Annotated in this window: 18 protein-coding genes; 6 read left to right on the forward strand and 12 right to left on the reverse strand. The window is 65.6% G+C overall.

Translation table 11 applies throughout. The features are described 5' to 3' along the window. Positions 1–11 precede the first annotated feature (11 nt). The 5 genes from BM060_RS28240 to plsB form a co-directional block, all read right to left on the reverse strand. Positions 12–434, reverse strand: a complete 423-nt coding sequence (locus tag BM060_RS28240; protein ID WP_074985260.1) for an FAD synthase family protein — start codon at positions 432–434, stop codon at positions 12–14. A gap of 382 nt (positions 435–816) precedes the next feature. Next, positions 817–1,317, reverse strand: a complete 501-nt coding sequence (gene rfaH, locus BM060_RS28245) for a transcription/translation regulatory transformer protein RfaH (RefSeq protein ID WP_074985263.1) — start codon at positions 1,315–1,317, stop codon at positions 817–819. Positions 1,318–1,421: 104 nt separating this feature from the next. Further along, the gene (locus BM060_RS28250; protein ID WP_074985265.1) at positions 1,422–3,650 is read right to left on the reverse strand and encodes a polysaccharide biosynthesis tyrosine autokinase; all 2,229 of its coding nucleotides are present in this window, start codon (positions 3,648–3,650) and stop codon (positions 1,422–1,424) included. 34 nt (positions 3,651–3,684) lie between these two features. Next, positions 3,685–4,131 carry a low molecular weight protein-tyrosine-phosphatase gene (locus BM060_RS28255; protein ID WP_074985267.1) on the reverse strand — a complete coding sequence of 149 codons (447 nt, stop codon included), beginning with the start codon at positions 4,129–4,131 and terminating at the stop codon, positions 3,685–3,687. A gap of 196 nt (positions 4,132–4,327) precedes the next feature. Further along, positions 4,328–6,820 carry a glycerol-3-phosphate 1-O-acyltransferase PlsB gene (gene plsB, locus BM060_RS28260; protein WP_074985269.1) on the reverse strand — a complete coding sequence of 831 codons (2,493 nt, stop codon included), beginning with the start codon at positions 6,818–6,820 and terminating at the stop codon, positions 4,328–4,330. Between the two features lie 312 nt (positions 6,821–7,132). Here plsB and BM060_RS28265 point away from each other — a divergent pair, with 312 nt between their 5' ends. The 5 genes from BM060_RS28265 (at position 7,133) to BM060_RS28285 (ending at position 12,216) form a co-directional block, all read left to right on the forward strand. After that, a complete protein-coding gene (locus tag BM060_RS28265) occupies positions 7,133–8,056 on the forward strand; it encodes an ABC transporter ATP-binding protein (protein WP_074985271.1) in 924 nt (307 codons plus the stop codon). Then, the gene (locus BM060_RS28270; RefSeq protein ID WP_074985273.1) at positions 8,053–8,787 is read left to right on the forward strand and encodes an ABC transporter permease subunit; all 735 of its coding nucleotides are present in this window, start codon (positions 8,053–8,055) and stop codon (positions 8,785–8,787) included. The genes BM060_RS28265 and BM060_RS28270 overlap by 4 nt, the downstream gene beginning before the upstream one ends. A 10-nt stretch (positions 8,788–8,797) precedes the next feature. Then, positions 8,798–10,633, forward strand: a complete 1,836-nt coding sequence (locus BM060_RS28275; protein ID WP_074985275.1) for a GldG family protein — start codon at positions 8,798–8,800, stop codon at positions 10,631–10,633. A 10-nt stretch (positions 10,634–10,643) separates the two neighbouring features. Then, positions 10,644–11,618 carry a DUF4340 domain-containing protein gene (locus tag BM060_RS28280; protein WP_074985277.1) on the forward strand — a complete coding sequence of 325 codons (975 nt, stop codon included), beginning with the start codon at positions 10,644–10,646 and terminating at the stop codon, positions 11,616–11,618. Between the two features lie 388 nt (positions 11,619–12,006). Then, on the forward strand, positions 12,007–12,216 hold the full coding sequence (locus BM060_RS28285; protein WP_003082372.1) for a cold-shock protein: 210 nt from the start codon (positions 12,007–12,009) through the stop codon (positions 12,214–12,216). A gap of 112 nt (positions 12,217–12,328) precedes the next feature. Here the strand turns inward: BM060_RS28285 and BM060_RS28290 are convergent, their stop codons facing one another. The 5 genes from BM060_RS28290 to BM060_RS28305 form a co-directional block, all read right to left on the reverse strand. Further along, positions 12,329–12,712: a hypothetical protein gene (locus BM060_RS28290; protein WP_074985279.1), complete on the reverse strand. Its 384-nt coding sequence runs from the start codon at positions 12,710–12,712 to the stop codon at positions 12,329–12,331. 11 nt (positions 12,713–12,723) lie between these two features. Beyond that, a complete protein-coding gene (locus BM060_RS28295; RefSeq protein WP_074985282.1) occupies positions 12,724–13,533 on the reverse strand; it encodes a putative RNA methyltransferase in 810 nt (269 codons plus the stop codon). A gap of 1 nt (position 13,534) precedes the next feature. Then, the gene (locus BM060_RS33075) at positions 13,535–13,708 is read right to left on the reverse strand and encodes a hypothetical protein (protein ID WP_167858374.1); all 174 of its coding nucleotides are present in this window, start codon (positions 13,706–13,708) and stop codon (positions 13,535–13,537) included. After that, the gene (gene dapE, locus BM060_RS28300) at positions 13,705–14,853 is read right to left on the reverse strand and encodes a succinyl-diaminopimelate desuccinylase (RefSeq protein ID WP_074985284.1); all 1,149 of its coding nucleotides are present in this window, start codon (positions 14,851–14,853) and stop codon (positions 13,705–13,707) included. Before dapE ends, BM060_RS33075 begins: the two co-directional genes overlap by 4 nt. 418 nt (positions 14,854–15,271) lie before the next feature. Then, the gene (locus tag BM060_RS28305) at positions 15,272–17,881 is read right to left on the reverse strand and encodes a glycosyltransferase (RefSeq protein ID WP_074985286.1); all 2,610 of its coding nucleotides are present in this window, start codon (positions 17,879–17,881) and stop codon (positions 15,272–15,274) included. Between the two features lie 215 nt (positions 17,882–18,096). On the opposite strand from BM060_RS28305, the gene tcdA reads away from it, so the two are divergent. Then, complete coding sequence (gene tcdA, locus BM060_RS28310) at positions 18,097–18,915, forward strand: tRNA cyclic N6-threonylcarbamoyladenosine(37) synthase TcdA (RefSeq protein ID WP_074985288.1); 819 nt, start codon at positions 18,097–18,099, stop codon at positions 18,913–18,915. A 265-nt stretch (positions 18,916–19,180) separates the two neighbouring features. Here the strand turns inward: tcdA and BM060_RS28315 are convergent, their stop codons facing one another. Both BM060_RS28315 and BM060_RS28320 read right to left on the reverse strand, forming a co-directional pair. Further along, positions 19,181–19,585, reverse strand: coding sequence for a SufE family protein (locus tag BM060_RS28315; protein WP_074985290.1), 405 nt, complete (start codon positions 19,583–19,585; stop codon positions 19,181–19,183). After that, complete coding sequence (locus BM060_RS28320) at positions 19,582–20,784, reverse strand: aminotransferase class V-fold PLP-dependent enzyme (RefSeq protein ID WP_074985292.1); 1,203 nt, start codon at positions 20,782–20,784, stop codon at positions 19,582–19,584. Before BM060_RS28320 ends, BM060_RS28315 begins: the two co-directional genes overlap by 4 nt. Positions 20,785–20,805 lie beyond the last annotated feature (21 nt).

Here is a 20,805-nt window from a genome sequence, read left to right on the forward strand (position 1 = left end):
TATCCGATTCCTTAGATGGTGCTGTTTCTGACTTTAAGGAGGACTTCGTTGAGTAGGGTGGATGAGGTTCCCTTGGTATAGGGGAAATAGACGATTCGAACATCTACCTCTTTGAACATGTGATCCAACTGCTCCCACTTCTCGCTTTGAAACCAGTCGTCCCCGACAAACATTACATCAAATTTGAGCTTCTCCCAGGCCTCAAATTTATCCATTGTTTCTTGGGGGATTACAGCATCTACATACTTGATGGAGCGTACTATTTCAAGTCGCTCCTCGAAGGGGATTACGGATTTCTTGTTCTTGTAGCTGACTAATTCGTCGGAGGTTACACCGACAATTAGTTTGTCACACATGCTCTTGGCATTGCGCAGCAAATTGACATGTCCAATATGGAAAAGGTCAAAAACCCCCGTGGTATAGCCGACTATCATTTTGATTTCCTGCTTATCTGATTTTTAGGCACAAGCATAGTGGGATAGGATCTGTAGGGCCTGAATAATTATTAAGTCGAAGCTCGGAATGGTCGCTATCTTTCGCAATGCTTGGCAATTTACACGCTACCGCCCCAGGATTATTGGTCAATTTCCTGAGGACGCTGCTGACTGGTAGTTTTAAACTTTTCCCCGTGCATCTCTATGGCTCAAAAATTAGCACGGCAGACTTTAATGCTTACTGATGTTGATCTTCTTTATCTCTGAACTCTTGCTAAGGGGTATCGAAAAGAAACTGCATACAGTACATCAGGCTTTACGAATTATTAGTGTATGAGCTGCTATAGATATTTGATTGTCGTTCCATTTCGCATTGCTCGGCCTAAGAGAGAATTCGCTCAACGCTGCTCAATGGTACTTTCACTACGATTTCGCGTTGCAGTAATTTAAGAAGAAGTAATACACGCTCATCTCCATTTCGCTCCATGAAAATGGCCTCGATCTCCTGGAAGTTCGGATCGTGTAGTCTGACTCGGTCGCCAGCCACCAATAGCGGCTTGGCTAGGGGCTCTGCGTACAATAGCTTGTTAATTACTGTGGAAGGTACAGATGTCGGTCGGCCACCGAAATTGACAACCTGCGTCACACCACGTGTAGAGCGAATAGGCAGCCAATTGTCCTCCAATCGATCAAGTTGGATGAACAGATAACCAGGAAATAGTGGCTCGCTTATCTGTTGCAGCTTTCCTTTCTGCAATCGCTCTATTTGGTGCATAGGAAGCAGGCACCGGTATCCCTGCCTTTCGAGGTTCTCAAGTGCGCGCATGTCCTGGCGTGGCTTGCACTGAATCAGGTACCACTGCTTTCCGGTTGCGTCCGGCATGTTTCCCTCTTTGCAGGTCTGACTACACCTGCTGCTTCTCGATGCCCACCTGCGCAGGAGCGACGAATCCATACAAGGGGCCCGTCCATGGCCCGCTGTAGTGATCAGGCTTTATCCGATTTGTACTCGTAATGGTAGTAGCCGTAGCCGCCATAGCCGTAGTAGGCCGAGGCGCGCTTTTCCACACCGTTGAAGATCGCGCCTTTCAGCTCGATGCCGTTCTGCGCAAAGCGGCGGATGGTCAATTCGATCTCCCGCGCCGGGTTCAGGCCGAAGCGAGTGACGATCAAGCTGGTGCCGGATTGGCGGCCAACGATGGCGGCGTCAGTCACTGCCAGCAGCGGCGGGGTATCCAGGATCACCAGGTCGAACTGCTGGCTGGCTTCTTCGAGGAAGGCCGTGAAGTTGGGGTGCATCAGCAGTTCGGACGGGTTCGGCGGGATCTGGCCGCGTGGGATGAAGTAGAAACCCTCGATTTCGGTGGTGCGTACGGCAGTGTTGAAGTCGCAACGCTTGACCAGGACATCGGAGAGACCATTCTCTTCGCCGCTGTTGAGCACCTTGTGCAGGTAGCCCTTGCGCATATCCACGTCCACCAGTAGTACGCGCTGGCCGGTCTGGGCAATGACGGCTGCAAGGTTGGAGGAAACGAAGGTCTTGCCCACCGCCGGGCTGGGGCCGGAAATCATCAGGCGGTTGTTGCCGGCTTCCAGCATGGCGAAATGCAGGCTGGTGCGCAGGCTACGCAGGGATTCGATGGCGAGGTCGGTAGGGTGGCTCATGGCGAGCAGTGGAGCCGCTTTGGCGGCGCGTCCACGGCCTTTATCCCGCTTGTCTTCCTCTGCCTTCTGCAGAACGCTGTAGGGAATCGAGGCATAGACCGGCAGCCCAAGCTGCTCGATGGCGTCTGGTGTTTCGATACCGCGGTTCAGTGCCTTGCGCAGCAGGACCAGGCCGACGGCAAAGAACAGGCCCAGCAGCGTGGCTACCAGGACAATCATGGCTTTCTTGGGCTTGACCGGCTTGGTGATATCCACATCCGCGGTATCGATGATGCGCACGTTACCTACGGCGCCGGCACGCATCACGTCCAGTTCCTGTGCCTTGTTCAGCAGTTGCGTGTAGATGGCGGTACTGACTTGTACGTCGCGAGTCAGGCGCAGCAGTTCCTGCTGGGTTTCCGGCAGGCCTTCTACCCTGTGCGACAGCCCATTCTGCTTGGAGGTAAGTTCACCGATCTGCTTCTGCAGGGCTTGGTAGGCCGGATGCTGGCGGGTGAACTTGCGGTCCATTTCTGCTTGCTGCAGCTTGAGCTCGGAAATGCTGGTATCCAGAGCGACTATCTGGTCCAGCAGAGCCTTGGTTTCCAGGCTTATGTCAGCCGACTTGGCACGAGTCTGATAAGCGCTCAGGGCATCTTCGGCCCTTTCCAACTCGCGGCGCACATCGGGTAGTTGGCCACGCAGGAATTCCAGGCTGGAAGCTGCTTCGGCGGACGCGCGTTCAACATTCTGGCGGACATAGAGCTTGCTGATCTCATCCAGAACCTGGAGGGCGCGCGCCGGTTCGTCATTTTCCAGCGACAGGCTGATGATGCCAGACTCTTTGCCGGTCTCACCCACGTTCAGGTTGTCCTGGTAGCGCAGGATGGTGGTCAGGCGGCGCTCTCGCACTACGTCAAAATGGGTGCCCGGATTGGCGTGCAGCGATTCGACCTGGATTTTCACACCGTGCCGGTCATAGGCTTCCCCCACCTTGCCTTCGACCAGAACATTGTCATCATCGTCCAGCAGGGTGTAGGAACCACTCTCTCCTGCGATCAGAGTGAGGTCCTTTTCCAGCAATGCAGTCGGCACATCGAGCTGGAAGACCTTCAGTTCCTCGCCACCCCAGCCAAAACGGCTCAGGCCGAACAGCGGCGATGCGACTTCATCCGGGGTTTCCGGGCGGAAGTGCCGGGCCAGGAAGCCACCAATCAGCGGAAACCGCGACGGCTCCACCACGATATTCAGCTTGAGGTTATCCACCGCCTTGCCGATGACCGTACGCGAAGTCAGCAGTTGAATCTCGGTAATAGCTTCCGACTGCGCCCCCAGTAGATCCCCCATATCCGACAGACCCGGGATGCTGGGCTTCTTCGGCTCCACCTGCACGATCGCATCCGATCGGTAGATCGGCGTCGCCAGCAGCGCATAAGCAACACCCACGGCCATGAAGCCCGCGGTGATGCCGGCGATCAGCCATTTGTGGTCGATCAGGGTGCCGAGCAGACCTAGCAGGTCGATCTCGTCATCGTCTTTGTCGTGGATGGCTACCGGGGCTTGCTGCTGCATGGGCGTGCTTCTTTTACTTCTTCGTCAGTGAGGCTTAGCGGGTTGGGCGAATACGTTTGGCCCAGGCGTCGACGCCTTGTTCGATCAGCGCGTAGGCGTGCTCGAACACGGCTGTGCTCTGGCGGTAGGGGTCGGGAATTTCTCGGTCGTCCTGCCACTTGCCGAGCAGGAAGGTCTTGCCGCGGGATTCAGGGGCGATCTGGCTGACGCCTTGCAGGTGGCGCTTTTCCATGACCAGGACGAGGTCGGATTCGCGCAGCAAGCTGGAGGTCAGTTGGCGGGCGCTGTGCTCGTGCGGCTGCTCGCCGTGTTGCTGGAGGACGGCGAGAGCGTGGCTTTCGATGGGCTTGTCGACCAGGGCGCCGAGGCCGGCGGAACTCACCTGGATATCGCTGCCGGCCAGGCGCTGGCGCAGCAGATGTTCTGCGGTAGGACTACGGCAAATGTTACCGACGCAGACGACCAATATCCTTTTGAACACGGGAACGTTCCTTGATCCTACAGATATGTATGTATGAAAGCGGGGAAATGTAAGAGCCGCGGCACCCTGAGTCAAGGCTCACAGCCCTTCTGTGACGGGGTTCAGGCTTTTGAAGTCATGGCGTATTGCTATGAGTGCGCGGGTTTTGACGGGGGCCGACCGCTTGTCGTCTGGCGGCCCCCGGGGGATTGGAAGATCAGGGGGCGGGGGCTGGGGTTTCTTCCTGGGACGGGCGTTCGAGCGCCACCTGCCGAATCGACAACCGGATCTCCGCCGGCAACACGCGCTTGGCCGCGCCTTCGACCACTTCGCCCAGTTTCTCGTGGTAGCTCAGCTTGCCTTCTTCATCCTTGCGCAGCACACGCTGGTCGAGCAGGGCCTGGATGAAGTTGCGGAACAGCGTCTTGTCGAAGAACTCCGGGGCGTTCAGGCCGTGGAGAATGGACAGGCGCTGGGCCATGACGGTGCACAGGTTTTCCAGTTCCTCGGCGCTGAGCTGGCGTTGCCCGGCGTTGAGCAGCAGGGCGATGGCCATGTAGAAGCGCTGCAGCGTCTGGGTGATGGCGCGGGCGAGCAGGGTCAGCAGCACGTATTCTCGCGAGCTGGGCGCCGGGCGCACGTAGGCGTCGCCGTCCTGCTTCAGCAGGTTCTGTTCCACCAACGCGGCCAGCCATTGGTCGACCACGGCGTCGAGCTGGTCCAGGTCCCAGCGGATGAACAGTTCCTGTTGCAGGAAGGGGTAGAGCGCGCGGGTGTAGTTGAGCAGCTGTTCGCGGCTGATCCGTGCGTTGCTCTGGAAGAAGCTGGCGATCAGCGCCGGCAGGGCGAATACGTGCAGGACGTTGTTGCGGTAGTAGGTCATGAGGACGGCGTTCTGCTCGTCCAGGTAGAGGATACGGCCCAGGGCGTCCTTCTGTTCGGCGAGCAGGTTCATGCTCTTCACGTATTCGATCAGCGCCTTGCCGTCGCCGTCGGGCAGGGTGGCGCTGGGCGAGTAGGGCACCTTGCGCAGCAGCGCCAGGTACAGGTCCAGCACGCGTTCCAGGGCGCGTTCGTCCAGGGCCAGGCGGCTGGTGGAGAGCAGCGCCAGGGCCACCAGGTTGACCGGGTTGATCGCCGCCGCGTCGTTGAGGTGGCGGGCCACTTCGCGGGCCAGCTGGTTGGTGGCTTCCGGCAGCCAGGCCGGGCGGTATTCCGGGCCGAGTTCCTGCTTGCGCCAGCCGGGCTCGTGCTGTTCGAGGAAGCTGTCCAGGTGGATCGGCTCGCCGAAGTTCACCCACACCTGGCCGAAGCGCTGGCGCAGCGCGCCCACCACCTTGAACAGGTCGAAGATGGATTCCTTCTTCTTCGCCGCGCCGCGCAGCTCGCCCAGGTAGGTGCGGCCTTCCAGAACGCGTTCGTAGCCGATGTACACCGGCACGAAGACGATCGGCCGGCGCGAGTCGCGCAGGAAGCTGCGCAGGGTGATGGCGAGCATGCCGGTGCGCGGGTGCAGCATGCGCCCGGTGCGCGAGCGCCCGCCCTCGACGAAGTATTCGGTGGAGAAGCCGCGGCTGAACAGGGTGTGCAGGTATTCGTTGAACACCGCGGTGTACAGCTGGTTGCCCTTGAAGCTGCGGCGCATGAAGAAGGCCCCGCCGCGGCGCAGGATGGAGCCGACCACCGGCATGTTGAGGTTGATGCCGGCGGCGATGTGCGGCGGCGTCAGGCCGTTGCGGAACAGCAGGTAGGACAGCAGCAGGTAGTCGATGTGGCTGCGGTGGCAGGGCACGTAGACGATCTCGTGGCCCTGGGCGACGTCCTGCACGCGCTCGATGTGGTTGACCCGCACGCCTTCGTACAGCTTGTTCCAGAACCAGGTGAGGGTGACTTCGAGGAAGCGTATCACCGGGTAGGACACGTCCGCGGCGATCTCGTTGGCGTAGCGCAGGGCCAGGGCCTCGGCCTTTTCCGTGGAGAGGTGCTGCGTCTCGACCTCTTCCTGGATGGCCTGGCGCACCAGGGGCGCGCGCAGCAGGCCCTTGACCAGGGTGCGGCGGTGCGAGAGGTCCGGGCCGATGACCGCGGTCTTCTGGTTGCGGAAGTGCACCCGCAGGATGCGCTGGACCATGCGCTGGGTGCGCTCCTGGCCCTTGCCCTGGTCGACCAGCTCGCGCAGGTGGATGGGCGCGGAGAACTGCACGCGCGTCTTGCGCCCGAGGATGAGGATGCGCGCCAGCTTGCGCAGGCGCCCGGTCACCGCCCAGTTGTCGGCGAACAGCAGCTTCCAGGCGCTTTTCTCGCTGTCCGGCGACTGCCCCCAGAACACGCTGACCGGGACGATCTGCGCGTCGTCCACGCCGTTCTGGCCGATGGCCGCGAGCATGCGCACCAGCGCCGGCGGCGCGCCGCGCTTGTCCTGGCGGCCGAGCCAGTCGGGCTCCGGCGTCAGGTAGAAGAAGGCCGCCGGCTCGATGCTGCCGCCCACCGCCACGGGCATCACCGGGCGCGGCAGCCCGGCCTTGCGGCACTCCGTGTCGACTACCGCCAGGTCGCTCACCGAAGGCTGCTGCAGCACGTAGAGCACCGGTTTGCTGCGGTCGATCTTCAGGCTCAGGGACGACTGGTTGATGGTTTCCGAGCGCACCCAGAGGTAGAGCAGGCGGCGCAGGACGCCAAAGCCGAAGCGGCGGAACGGGTAACGGGGCATACGGGCTCGCAGGCAGTTGAACGGGGCTCGGTGGCGACCAAGCGGACGCTAGTGTGCCGCAACGCTACGGCAGGCAAAAGGGTGGGACGGCAGCCTGGAAGCATGCTATGACCTCCGCTCGGCCGCTTTCGGTGTAGGAACAGGACCGCATTCCTAAATAAATTTTCATGCACGGCGGTGTACTTTTTCGTCACAGTCTTCGCCTTGCACTGCCGTCCGTCGGTTCATATATTCCCGGCGGCATTTTGTGGGAGCTCGTCTGCCCCGTGTGTTCCGAGTTCGCGGCGGGCTCTTGGCGCAACGGTGAGAGATATGATCGAAATAAGCAGACTCACGAAGCGATTCGCGCAGCACACCGCGGTGGACGACCTGTCGTTCAGTGTGCAACCGGGGGAAGTCCTGGGCTTTCTCGGCCCCAACGGCGCCGGCAAGTCCACCACCATGAAGATGCTCACCGGGTTCCTCGCGCCCACCTCGGGCACCGCGAGCATCCATGGCTTCGACATCCAGACGCAGACCCTCCAGGCCCAGCGCCTGATCGGCTACCTGCCCGAGGGCGCGCCCTGCTATGGCGACATGCGCGTGCGTGGCTTCCTCGAGTTCATCGCCGAGGTGCGCGGCTACCGCGGCGCGCAGAAGCGCGAGCGGGTGGCGCGGGTGGTCGAGCAGCTGGAACTGGAGAGTGTCCGCGAGCAGTCCATCGAGACCCTCTCCAAGGGCTTCAAGCGCCGTGTCGGCGTGGCCCAGGCGATCCTCCACGACCCGCGGGTGCTGATCCTCGACGAGCCCACCGACGGCCTGGACCCGAACCAGAAGCACCAGGTCCGCGAGCTGATCCGCGGCCTGGCCCGCGACCGCATCGTCATCATCTCCACCCACATCCTCGAAGAGGTCACCGCGGTCTGCACCCGCGCGGTAGTGATCGCCAATGGCCGCCTGCTGGCCGACGGCACGCCCTTCGAGCTGGAAAGCCGCTCGCGCTACCACCAGGCGGTGACCCTGGTCGCCGACGGCGAGCTGGACCGCGCCGCCCTGGCCGCGTTGCCGGGCGTAGCGGCCTTGGAGGAAAACCCGCTGGAACACAGCCTGACACTGCTGGCCAGGCCCGGCGAGGTGATCTTCCCGCAGGTGAATGCGCTGATCGCCGAGCGTGGCTGGCGCATCCGCGAACTGGACGTGGAGCGCGGCCGCCTCGACGAGGTGTTCCGCAGCCTGACCAGGGGGGAGGCGGCATGAAGCAGTTGCCGGTGGTCTTCAAGCGCGAGCTGGCGAGCTACTTCGCCACCCCGCTGGCCTACGTGTTCATCGTCATCTTCCTGGTGCTGTCCGGGGTCTTCACCTTCTACCTGGGCAATTTCTACGAGCGTAACCAGGCGGACCTGACGGCCTTCTTCAACTTCCACCCCTGGCTCTACCTGTTCCTCATCCCGGCGCTGGCCATGCGCCTGTGGGCCGAGGAGCGCAAGTCCGGCTCCATCGAGCTGCTGATGACCCTGCCGATCACCCGCTTCGAGGCTGTCACCGGCAAGTTCCTCGCCGCCTGGGTGTTCGCCGGCATCGCGCTGCTGCTGACTTTCCCCATGGTGCTCACGGTCAACTACCTGGGCGAGCCGGACAACGGCGCCATCCTCGCCGGCTACCTCGGCAGCTGGCTGCTGGCCGGCGGCTACCTGGCCATCGGCTCGTGCATGTCGGCGCTGGCGAAGAACCAGGTGGTCGCCTTCATCCTCGCCGTGGTGATGTGCTTCGTGTTCATCGTCAGCGGCTTCCCCCTGGTGCTCGACGCCTTCAACGCCTGGGCCCCGCAGTGGCTGCTGGATGCGGTGGCCTCGATGAGCTTCCTGACGCGTTTCGATGCGATCAGCAAGGGCGTCATCGACCTGCGCGACCTGCTGTTCTTCGCCAGCCTGATCGTCGCCTGGCTCGCCGCCACGGCGGTGGTGGTCGACCTGAAGAAAGCCGATTGAGGAAGCCCGCATGAAGAAACTGATGTATTCCGCCGCCGGGCTGCTGGTCATCGCCTTGCTGTTCCTGGCTTTCAACCTGGTGTCCGGGCTGGCCTTCACCGGCGCGCGCCTGGACCTGACGCAGCAGAAGCTCTACACCATCTCCGATGGCACCAGGAAGGTGCTGGGCTCCATCGGCGAGCCGATCAACCTGTACTTCTTCTTCTCCGACAAGGGCAGCAAGGACCTGGTCCCGCTGCGCAACTACGCCAAGCGCGTGGAGGAACTGCTCAAGGCCTACGAGCGCGAGGCCGACGGCAAGATCCGCCTGCACGTCATCGACCCGCAGCCGTTCTCCGAGGAGGAGGACAAGGCCGCCGAGTTCGGCCTGCAGGCGGTGCCGCTGAACCAGGGCGGCGACACCCTGTACTTCGGCCTGGCCGGCACCGATGCCCTGGACAACATCCAGGTGATCCCGTTCTTCCAGCCGGACCACGAGGCGTTCCTGGAGTACGACCTCAGCCGCCTGGTCAACGCCCTGGCGCACCCCAGGCGGCCGGTGGTGGGCGTGCTCAGCACCCTGCAGATGACCGGTGGCTTCGACATGCAGACGCAGCAGCCCAGCTCGCCCTGGATGCTGCTCGACGAGGTGCGCCAGCAGTTCGACCTGAAGAGCCTCAAGCCCGACGTCGACGCCATCCCGGACGATGTCAGCGTGCTGCTGCTGGTGCATCCCAAGCACCTGCCGCAACAGACGCTCTACGCCATCGACCAGTTCGTGCTGCGCGGCGGCAAGCTGCTGGCCTTCGTCGACCCCTTCAGCGAGGCCGACAAGTCCTCGCCCATGGCCGCGCTGGATGGCCCCGGCGACCAGGCCTCGGATCTCGAGCCGCTGTTCAGGGCCTGGGGCGTGCAACTACTGCCGGGCAAGGTGCTCGGCGACGCCAGCTACGCCATGTCGGTGAGCATGGGCCAGGGCCAGCGCGCGGCGCATCACCCGGCCTGGCTGAACCTCGACGCCAAGGCGCTGGACGCCAACGACGTGGCCACCGCCGGGCTGGAGAACCTGACCCTGGCCACCGCCGGCATCCTCGAACCGCTCAAGGACGCGAAGACCCGCTTCACCCCGCTGATCCAGAGCTCGGCGCAGGCCATGCCCTTCGACGCCCGGCGCTTCGCCACCCTGCGCGACCCCGGCGAGCTGATGGCCCAGCTCAAGCCCACCGGCCAGCGCTACGTCATGGCCGCGCGCATCCAGGGCCCGGCGCAGAGCGCCTTCCCCAATGGCATCGAGGGCCGCAAGGACGGCTTGAAGAGCGCCGACAGCATCAACGTCATCGCCGTGGCCGACACCGACCTGCTCACCGACCGCATGTGGGTGCAGGTGCAGGACTTCTTCGGCCAGCGCGTGCCGCAGCCTTGGGCCGACAACGCCAGCTTCGTGATCAACGCGCTGGACAACCTGGCCGGCTCCGACGCGCTGATCAGCGTGCGCTCGCGCGGGCGCTTCAGCCGCCCGTTCACCGTGGTGGACGAACTGCAGCGCCAGGCCGAGACGCGCTTCCGCGAGAAGGCCGACGCGCTCAAGCAGCGCCTGGCCGACACCGAGCAGAAGCTCGCCGCGCTGCAGAACCCCGACCCGGGCAAGGCCCTGGAGCTGACGCCGGAGCAGCAGAGCGCGATGCAGCAGTTCATCCAGGAGCGCGTGCGCATCCGCAAGGAGCTGCGCGACGTGCAGTTCCAGCTCAACGCGGATATCGAGTCCCTCGGCCGCACCCTGAAGATCGTCAACATCGCCGCCGTGCCGCTGCTGCTGACCCTGGGCGTGCTCGCCCTGTGGTGGTGGCGCCGCCGGCGCCAGGCCTGAGGAGGCGGCCATGCAGCGCAAGAGTCTGATCCTGCTGGTGGTCCTGGTGGCGGTGCTCGGTGGCTTCTACGCCTGGCTGCAGCGCGAGCCGGCCCGCCTGGCGCCGCCGGCGGAGGTGCGCTATTTCCCGGGCCTGGACGTGCAGCAGGTGAGCGCGGTGACGGTGCGCCGCCCCGGCCAGCCGGACATCCGTGTGGCGCGCCAGGACGGGCGCTGGGTGATGCCGGCCAAGGCCGGCTACCCGGCGGCCGGGCGCCTGGTCGGCGACCTGCTGCATGATCTGGCGCTGGCGCGCAAGGTCGAGGCCAAGACCCGCGAGCCGGGCAACTTCGCCCAGCTCGGCGTCGCCGACCAGGGCGAGGGCGCCGCCGTGCGCCTGACCCTCGAACGCAGCACCGGCGCGCCGCTGGACCTGCTGGTGGGCAAGGCCGCGCAGCAGGGCGGGCGCCTGGTGCGCCAGCCCGGCGACGAGCAGGTCTGGCTGATCGACAAGGACCTGCGCCTGCCGCCCGACGAGCTGGACTGGCTGGACCGGCGCATCACCAGCATCCCCTTCGAGAAGATCGCCGAGGTGTCGGTGAGCTACCCCGGCGGGGAAACCCTGACGGTGTTCCGCGACAAGGCCGGCGAGCCCAACCTGCGGGTACGCCAGATGCCCGGGGACGCCAGGCTGGCCTACGAGTCCGTCGCCAACGGTATGGCCACGCCCTTCGGCGCCCTGACCTTCAGCGAAACGGCGCCGCTGGACCAGGTGCAGTTCAAGGGGCCGGCGCGGCTGAACCTGGCGCTCAAGACCCTCGATGGCGCCAGCCTGAGCGGGCGCGTGCTGGAGCAGGGCGGACAGAACTGGCTGCTGCTGGAGCGCATCGAGGGCTTCGCCGACGGCCAGATCCAGGCGCGCAAGGGCTGGGCCTACCGCCTCGAAACCAGTCAGTACGAGGCGCTGGCCCGGCGCCTGGCGGATTTCACCGCGAAGAAATCCTGAGGTATTCGAAAGGCCGGGCGGGTGAAGTGTTGCCCGGCAACTTTCGCCGCGGGTGTGCGGAAATGTGCGCTGCAGCACGCCGCTAATGACAAAACTTACAACTCCGTTACCTCGTCAAAGTGCACCAGGATGGCCCTGGAAGCCCCGTAAAATGGCACTTTGGCCGCATTGGTCACGGTGCTGGCACTGAGGCGAAAAAGTGCTTTCCAGCTGTAACTTTTGATTTATATACTCGGGAGCGCGGTCGTCATTGGGGCGTTATTCGAATTGCCCATCCAGCGGCGAAGGCCCTGGACGGTCAACGCGGACAACCCTCCGCCTGTCGAGCCGTTGCAGTCCTCATTCCCGGGGGCCACCCAAAAATAATAGCGAGTTGGAGAGTGTGGTAATGGCTGATCGTGAGGTCGGAACCGTCAAGTGGTTCAATGACGCCAAGGGTTATGGATTCATTCAACGCGACAGCGGTCCGGACGTTTTCGTCCACTACCGCGCCATTCGTGGCGAAGGTCACCGCTCCCTGGTCGAAGGCCAGAAAGTGGAGTTCTCGGTGATCCAGGGTCAGAAAGGCCTGCAGGCGGAAGACGTCTCCAAGGTCTGAGCCCCCGAAGACAAAGGCCCGTCGCGAGACGGGCCTTCGTTTTCCAGCCGGCGCCTGGCGCCCGGCTCTTCAGCAACGACGCCGCGCATCGCGCCAGCGTCGTTTTCGTGCTTCAGCCGGTTCGCCAGGTGATCTCGGCGACGCCCTCGGCGGTCACCTTCAGCCAGCGGTCGGCGTCTTCCTCGCCCTGTTCTTCGCTCCAGCCACCCGGTGCGCAGCGCACCTCCACGCCCAGCGCGGCGTTGGCCGCCCTGGCGCAGGCCAGGTCGTCGTCCCAGGGCGTGGCGTCGCTGTCGATGAACAGGCTGTGCCACTTGCCCACCGCCTGCGGCAGCCAGGTCAGCGGGATCATCCCGTTCGGGCTGTCGGCCAGGCACTTGAAGGTCTCGCCCTGGCGCCGCCACTCGCTGCAGGGGCCCAGCGCCTCGGCCAGCCAGGCGCCGACGGCGGCCTGGTCGGCGTCCTTCAGGTAGATCTCGATATCCGGTTGGCGCATGGGCGTCCTCGTCAGGGGGTTTGGCGTTCCAGCCAATCGTAGCGCACCGCCACCGTGACCTCGAAGGGCTCGGCGAGGATGCGCTCGCGGCGCTGCGGGTTGACCCGCCAGCCGTGGGGCGTCATCGCCAGCAGCGTTTCGCGGGCTTCGCGGCTGTCCAGGGCCAGGCGGAAATTCAGGCTTTCCGTATGGGCCAGGGCCAGGCTCGGCGGCAGGTCGGCCAGGTGCTTGTCGTCGACGTACTCGCGCACCTCGTCGTACAGGCGCTGGCGCAGTTCCAGCAGGTGGTCGCGGCCCGGGCCCAGGCGCAGCACGCCGCCGCCGGGGGCCAGCAGGCGCGCGGCCTCGTTCCAGTCGATGGGGCTGAACACGCTGGCCAGCAACTGGCAGCTGGCGTCGGCCAGCGGCACCCGGGCCATGCTGGCGACCATCCAGGTCAGCTGCGGGGCGCGGCGGCAGGCGGCTTTCACCGCCTCGCGGGAGATGTCCAGGGCGTAGCCGTCGCTATCGGGCAGGGCCTCGGCGAGCTGGGCGGTGTAGTAGCCCTCGCCGCAGCCGATGTCGAGCCAGCGCGCCGGCGCGCGTTCGGCGGCAAGCTCCGCCAGGCGCCGGGCCAGCGGGGCGTAGTGGCCGGCGCCGAGGAACTGGCGGCGGGCCTCGACCATGGCGGCGTTGTCGCCCGGGTCGCGGCTTTTCTTGTGCTGCACCGGCAGCAGATTCAGGTAGCCCTGGCGCGCGCGGTCGAAGCTGTGCCCGGCGGGGCACTTCACGCTGTTGTCGAGGTGTTCCAGCGGCGCCTGGCAGATCGGGCAGGTGAGCATCTCAGTCCTTGCGCTCCGTGCGCAGCGGGCTCAGCACGGTGAGCAGTGGCAGGCTGCGCTGGCGCAGGTTGAGCTGGTAGCTGCGCAGGGCGTAGCGCCGCTCCGGGGCCGGCACCGGCGGTGGGATGTCGGGTTGGGTGGCGGCCAGGCAGAAGCCTTTCTTCACGTCTTTCATGCCAGCAGCCGCACCAGGGTCTGGTAGTAGATTTCGCTCAGCAGGTCGAGGTCGCTGGCCAGCACCCGCTCGTTGACCTGGTGGATGGTGGCGTTGACCGGGCCCAGCTCGACCACCTGGGTACCCAGGGTGGCGATGAAGCGCCCGTCCGAGGTGCCGCCGGAGGTCGAGGGGGTGGTCTGCCGGCCGGTGACCGCCTGGATGCTGGCGGCCACGGCGTCGAGCAGCTCGCCCGGCTCGGTGAGGAACGGCAGTCCGGACAGCGCCCAGTCGATGTGCCAGTCCAGGCCGTGCTTGTCGAGGATGGCGGCGACGCGCTGCTGCAGCCCCTCCGGGATGGATTCGGTGGAGAAGCGGAAGTTGAACACCACCACCAGCTCGCCGGGGATGACGTTGGTGGCGCCGGTGCCGCCGTTGATGTTGGAGATCTGGAAGCTGGTCGGCGGGAAGAAGGCGTTGCCGTCGTCCCAGTGCTCGGCGGCCAGTTCGGCCAGGGCCGGGGCGGCCAGGTGGATGGGGTTCTTCGCCAGGTGCGGGTAGGCCACGTGGCCCTGCACGCCGCGCACCTTGAGGGTGGCGCCGAGGGAGCCGCGGCGGCCGTTCTTGACCACGTCGCCGACCAGGGTGGTGCTCGACGGCTCGCCGACGATGCACCAGTCCAGGCGCTCGTTGCGCGCGCGCAGGCGCTCGACCACGGCCTTGGTGCCGTGCTGCGCCGGGCCTTCCTCGTCGCTGGTGATCAGGTAGGCGATGCTGCCGCGGTGGTCCGGGTGCTCGGCGACGAAGCGCTCGGTGGCGATGATCATCGCCGCCAGGCTGCCCTTCATGTCCGCCGCGCCGCGCCCGCAGAGCATGCCGTCGGCGTCGATCAGGGCGTCGAACGGCTGGTGCTGCCAGGCCTGCTCGGGGCCGGTGGGGACGACGTCGGTGTGTCCGGCGAAGCACAGCACCGGGCCTTCGCCGCCATCGCGGCCGGCACGGCGGGCCCAGAAGTTGTCCACTTCTTCGATACGCATCGGCTCCAGATCGAAGCCGCAGGCGGCCAGGCGCTGCATCATCAACTGCTGGCAGTCGGCATCGACGGGAGTGACGGAGGGCCGGCGGATCAGCTCGCAGGCGAGGGCCAGGGTCGGCGACAGGGACATGGGCAAGGCATCCAGGGTGAAACGGAAAAGGCGCACATCTTAAAGCAAAAGCGCGGGGACAGCGCGTCGTCTGGTCGCAGCGGTTTCCTTGGCAGGATGCGCGTAGGAGCGAAGAGTCCGTTCGCGAGCAAGCTCGCTCCTACGATGCCTCCGACTCCGAGCCCAACTGTAGGAGCGGGCCCTGCCCGCGATTTCGCGCGCAGGGCGCGCTCCTACAAGGAGCAGGGTGCGGGGGCGTAGGAGCGGATCTCATCCGCGAAACGCGCCGGGGTGTCCGGCTATCGCGGACAAGGTCCGCTCCTACCGTATGAGTGAGCATGGTTTTTCGTAGGATGGCGTTGAGCGAGGCGATGCCCATCGCCATGACCGCATGGGTATCGCCAAGGCTCAACCCATCCTACGAAAATCGCCTGGCCGTTCAGCCCACCTGCTCGGAACCGCTCAGCGCCTCTTCCTCGCGCGGGCGCGGCAGCGAGGAGAGCAGGGCCATGATCAGCGCCGCCAGGTATGGCAGCGACTGCACCAGCAGCATCACCACCCAGAACATCAGGTCCGGGCTGGGCACGCCCTGCACCAGGACTATGCCCAGGGCGGCGCCCCACAGCAGGAGCATGATGAAGACTTCCTCGCGGGCTTCCGCCAGGGCCACCAGCAGGCCGTGGCTTGCGCGCATCTTCGGCGTGCGGAAGAACGGGATGGAGCGGGTGACGAAGCCGTACAGCACCGCCTTGGCGATGGTGTGCGACAGCGACAGCCCGGCCAGCGCGGCGAACAGCGCGTCGCGCAGGTTCACGCCCACGGTGCGGCGGTAGAGGAAGAGGATCTTGCCGACCTTGAAGGCGAACAGCGTCAGCGGCAGGATCGCGAAGATCAGCAGCGGCGGGTCGACGCGCTTGGGCACGATGATCATCGCCGCCGACCAGAGCAGCGCGCCGAGGGTGAAGAAGATGTTCATGCCGTCGGCGATCCACGGCAGCCAGCCGGCGACGAAGTGGTAGCGCTGGCCACCGGTCAGCTTGCTGCCGTCCGGGCCGCGGCCGCGCAGCAGGGCATCGGTGTGGCGCTTCATGATCTGGATGGCGCCGTAGGCCCAGCGGAAGCGCTGCTTCTTGAAGTCGATGAAGGTGTCGGGCATCAGGCCCTTGCCGTAGCTGCGCTCGAAGTAGGCCGCCGAGAGGCCGCGCTCGAACACCCGCAGGCCCAGCTCGGCGTCCTCGGTGATGCACCATTCGGCCCATTTCAGCTCGTCCAGCACCTGGCGCCGGACCATGGTCATGGTGCCGTGCTCGATGATCGCGTCGCGGTCGTTGCGGGTGACCATGCCGATGTGGAAGAAGCCCTTGTACTCGGCGTAGCACAGGCGCTTGAAGGCGCTTTCGTGCTGGTCGCGGTAGTCCTGCGGCGACTGCACCACGGCGATCTGCGGATCGGCGAAGTGCGGCACCATGTGCTTGAGCCAGTCCGGCTCGACGCAGTAGTCGGAGTCGATCACCGCGATGACTTCGGCGTCGGGCGCGACGAACTGCAGCGCGTAGTTCAGCGCGCCGCCCTTGAAGCCGGCCAGGGGCGCCACGTGGAAGAAGCGGAAGCGCGGGCCGAGCAGTTCGCAGTGGGCCTGCACCGGCTCCCACACGGCCGGGTCCTTGGTGTTGTTGTCGATCACCAGGACCTCGAAGTCCGGGTAGTCGAGCCTGGCCAGGGCGTTCAGCGTCTCCTTGAGCATCTCCGGCGGCTCGTTGTAGCAGGGCACGTGGATGGAGACCTTGGGCCGGTAGGCCTCGGCGTCGGTGACCGGCAGGAACAGGCGGCGGCGCTTGCGCGTCCACACCGCCTCGGCCAGCTCGTGGGCCTCGGTGAACAGCACTATCACCACGCCCAGCGCGCCTATGCCCAGCAATACGCCGACGGTGATGCTGAACCAGGTGCTGTACTGCTGGCTGTAGTCGTAGCCGATCCACACCAGGATGGACGCGCAGACGAACGAGACCACGGCGAGGAAGGTCCGCCCGCGCTGGCGCAGGGCGCTGCTGTCGATCAGCAGCAGGGTGAAGGTGAGCAGCGCCAGCACCACCGAGGCGATGGCCAGCACGCGCCACTTGGGAATGGCCACCACCGGGCCCTGGAAGTTGAACTTGGGCTGGCGCGCGGCGTTGAACACGCCCCAGTAGGCGCCCACCGAGCCTTCGTCGGTGTATTTCCATGGCTGGTCGAAGGCCTCGACCACGAAGTAGTTGTAGCCCTTCTTGTTCAGCGCGTTGGTCAGCTCGCGCAGGTAGATGGCCTGGTCCGCCTGGGTGGCGGTGGCGCCGCCACGCATGCGGCCGTTGCTGGGCCAGCCGACCTCGGCCAGCAGCAGCGGTTTTTTCGGAAACTTCAGGCGCAGGTCGCGGGCGCGGTCGAGGACGAACTGCACCGAGTCCTGCATGGGCACGAACTCCCAGTAAGGCAGCACGTGGGCGGCGATCAGGTCGACGTGCTGGGCCAGTTCCGGGTACTTCTCATAGATGTGCCACTGCTCGGCGGTGGTCACCGGCACCTTCACCGCGGCGCGGACACGGTCGATGTAACCGATCAACTGGTCCTTGGTGACCTCGCGGCGGAACAGCGCCTCGTTGCCGACTATCACCCGCACCACGCTGCGCGAGCGGTTGGCGATCTCGATGCCGCGGGCGATCTCCGCCTCGTTCTCGGCCTCGTCGGCGCTGATCCAGATGCCCAGGCTGACGCGCATCCCGTACTCCTCGGCGAGGAAGGGGATGTCGGAAAGGCTGCCCTTGGTCGAGTAGGTGCGGATGTTCTCGGTCATCCGCGAGACCAGTTCCAGGTCCGAGCGGATTTCCTCGTCGCTGGGGAAGCGGCCGCTCTGCGGGCTCTGGTCCAGGCGGAAGGGCGAGAAGGAGAAGCCGGAGATGCTTTCCGGCCAGTCCGGCGCGCTCACCGGGCGGTTGTACAGGGCCCAGACGCCGGTGAGCAGGGCGGCCAGGGCGACCAGGACGACCAGGTTGAGGCCGAGTTTGCGTGATGGCATGGAGCGATCGGGTTCCTGTCGGTGTTTCGGAGCCGGGAACGGGTCGGCGCGCATCCTACCCCGCACCCCCCTGGGTGTATAGCTCCCGTCCGGCGCTCCGGGGCCGGCGTAGAATGTCCCGGGTAGCCGGCGCCGGCCTTGCCGGGCGTCAATTCGGCCGGTCCTGGCGCCCGCCTTCCTATAGAATGCCGGGCGTTTTTTGCGGAGACACTGTGATGGTAGTGGACGATCAGCGTTTCGGTGGCATCGCCCGCCTGTACGGCACCCGGGGCCTGGAGCGCCTGGCCGCGGCCCACGTGGCGGTGGTCGGCATCGGCGGCGTCGGCTCCTGGGCGGCCGAGGCGCTGGCGCGCAGCGGCGTCGGCGAGATTTCCCTGTTCGACCTGGACGACGTCTGCGTGACCAACACCAACCGCCAGGTCCACGCCCTGGAAGGCGCCGTGGGCAAGCCCAAGGTGGAGGTGATGGCCGAGCGCATCCGCGCCATCAACCCGGCGTGCAAGGTCCACGCGGTGGCGGACTTCGTCACCCGCGAGAGCATGGCCGACTGCATCACCACTGACATGGACTTCGTCATCGACTGCATCGACAGCGTGCCGGCCAAGGCGGCGCTGATCGCCTGGTGCAAGCGGCGCAAGATCCAGATCGTCACCACCGGCGGCGCCGGTGGCCAGGTCGACCCGACGCAGGTGCAGGTGGCCGACTTGAACAAGACCTTCAACGACCCGCTGGCGGCCAAGGTGCGCTCGCTGCTGCGCCGCGACTACAACTTCTCGCGCACGCCGGGGCGGCATTACAGCGTGCCCTGCGTGTTCTCCACCGAACAGCTGCGCTACCCCAAGCCGGACGGCAGCGTGTGCCAGGCCAAGGGGTTCGTCGGGGAAGGGGTGAAGCTGGATTGCGCGGGTGGTTTCGGGGCGGTGATGATGGTTACGGCCACCTTCGGCATGGCTGCGGCGGCCAGGGCTGTGGATAAGCTGGTGGCGGGGGCGCGGCGGCCTTCGGAGCGTAGCGCGGCTGGAAATCCCTCTTAACGCGAACGGTGCTCACCTGTTATCGAGGTGTTTGCTGTTACTCCGCTCCCTCTCCCTAACCCTCTCCCTGAAGGGAGAGGGGACTGTCCGTGCCAGCGGATATCTCGGCGTTTGCCGGCAACATCGGAGTAGCAGTGAGCGCCGTTAGTGCGCTTCACACCATACGGCCCCCTCTCCCTTCAGGGAGAGGGCTGGGGAGAGGGGACGGACTTCGATATCGCTCCGGAGTTGAGCTTGACTCGGTTGTTCGTGAGCAAGCTCGCTCCTACGAAACGAGTTCGCGCATGCGTTGGAGCAGCGCATTCAGGCCATTGCTGCGCGAGGGCGACAATTGCCGGCCCAGGCCCAGGTCGTTGAACCACTGGCCCAGGTCCAGTTGCGCCAGTTCATCCCCCGGCAGCCCCTGCACCCGCACCAGCAGCAGCGCGATCAGCCCGCGCAGCAGGCGCGCATCGCTGGTCGCGCGGAAGTGCCAGGCGCCGTCACGCTGTTCGGCCACCAGCCAGACCAGGCTTTCGCAGCCGTGGATGCGGTTGGCTTCGCTGCGTTCCAGCTCGTCCAGCGGTTCCAGCTTGTCGCCCCACTGCATCAGCAGGCGCGCGCGCTGTTCCCAGGAGGCTTGGCCGGCAAAGGCTTCCAGTGCCTGGCGGGCGGCTTCGGGCAGGCTCATCGCAGCAGTTCCAGGGCGCCGTCGAGGGCGCGGAAGAAACGCTCCAGGTCGGCGCCGTCGTTGTACAGGGCCAGGGATACGCGGATGGCGCCGGGCAGGCCCAGGCGCTTGAGCAGCGGCATGGCGCAGTGGTGGCCGGTGCGCACCGCCACGCCCTGCTCGGTGAGCAGATGGGCGAGGTCGGCGCTGTGCACGTCCCGCACCACGAAGCTGGCCAGCGCCGCCTGGGGTTCGCCCAGCAGGCGCACGCCGTCGCGGGCGCGCAGCCCGGCCAGCAGTTGGGCGTGCAGCAGGGCCTCGTGGGCGGCCATTTCCGCGGCGTCCTGGCGGGTCAGCCAGTCGAGGCTGGCGCCCAGGCCGATCACCGCGCCTATGGCCGGAGTGCCGGCTTCGAAGCCCAGCGGCGCCGGGCGGAAGTGCGCGCTCTGGTAATCGGCGTTCTGCACCATCTCGCCGCCGAACTGCCAGTGGCGCAGGCGCGCCAGCGCGTCCGCGCGGCCCCAGAGCAGGCCCAGGCCCTCGGGGCCGTAGAGCTTGTGGCTGGAGAACACGTAGAAGTCGCAGCCCAGAGCGGACAGGCTGTGCCGGCCATGGACCACGCCCTGGGCGCCGTCCACCACGCTCAGCGCGCCTTGCGCGCGGGCCAGGGCCAGCAGCTCCGGCAGTGGCTGCCAGGTGCCGAGCACGTTGGACAACTGGCTCACGGCGAGCAGGCGGGTGCTCGGGCCGATCAGCTGCCTGGCGGCCTCCAGGTCGATGACCCCGCGGTCGTCCAGCGGCAGCACCACCAGCTTCGCTCCGCGGCGCAGCGCCAGTTGCTGCCAGGGCAGCAGGTTGGCGTGGTGCTCCAGGGCGCTGATGGCGATCTCGTCGCCTTCGCCGAACAGTGGCTCCAGGCCGTAGGCCAGCAGGTTCAGGGCCTCGGTGGCGCCGTGGGTGAACACCAGTTGTTCCGGGCTGCCGGCGTCCAGCCATTGCGCCAGGCGTGTGCGCGTCGCCTCGAAGGCACGGGTGGCGCGTTCGCCGGGAAGGTGCTGGGCGCGATGGACGTTGGCCGCTCCGCTGGCGTAGTAGCCGGCCAGGGCGTCGAGCATGGCCTGGGGCTTCTGCGCGGTGGCGGCGCTGTCCAGGTAGGTCTGCTCCTCGGCTGCCAGCGCGGCGAGGGCAGGGAAGGCGGAGCGCCAGGGGGAAAGAAGCATGGCTGTAAGCCTGAAGCTGGA

Origin of the sequence: Pseudomonas citronellolis, from assembly GCF_900112375.1 — a bacterium.
GTDB classification, from domain to species: Bacteria; Pseudomonadota; Gammaproteobacteria; order Pseudomonadales; family Pseudomonadaceae; genus Pseudomonas; species Pseudomonas citronellolis.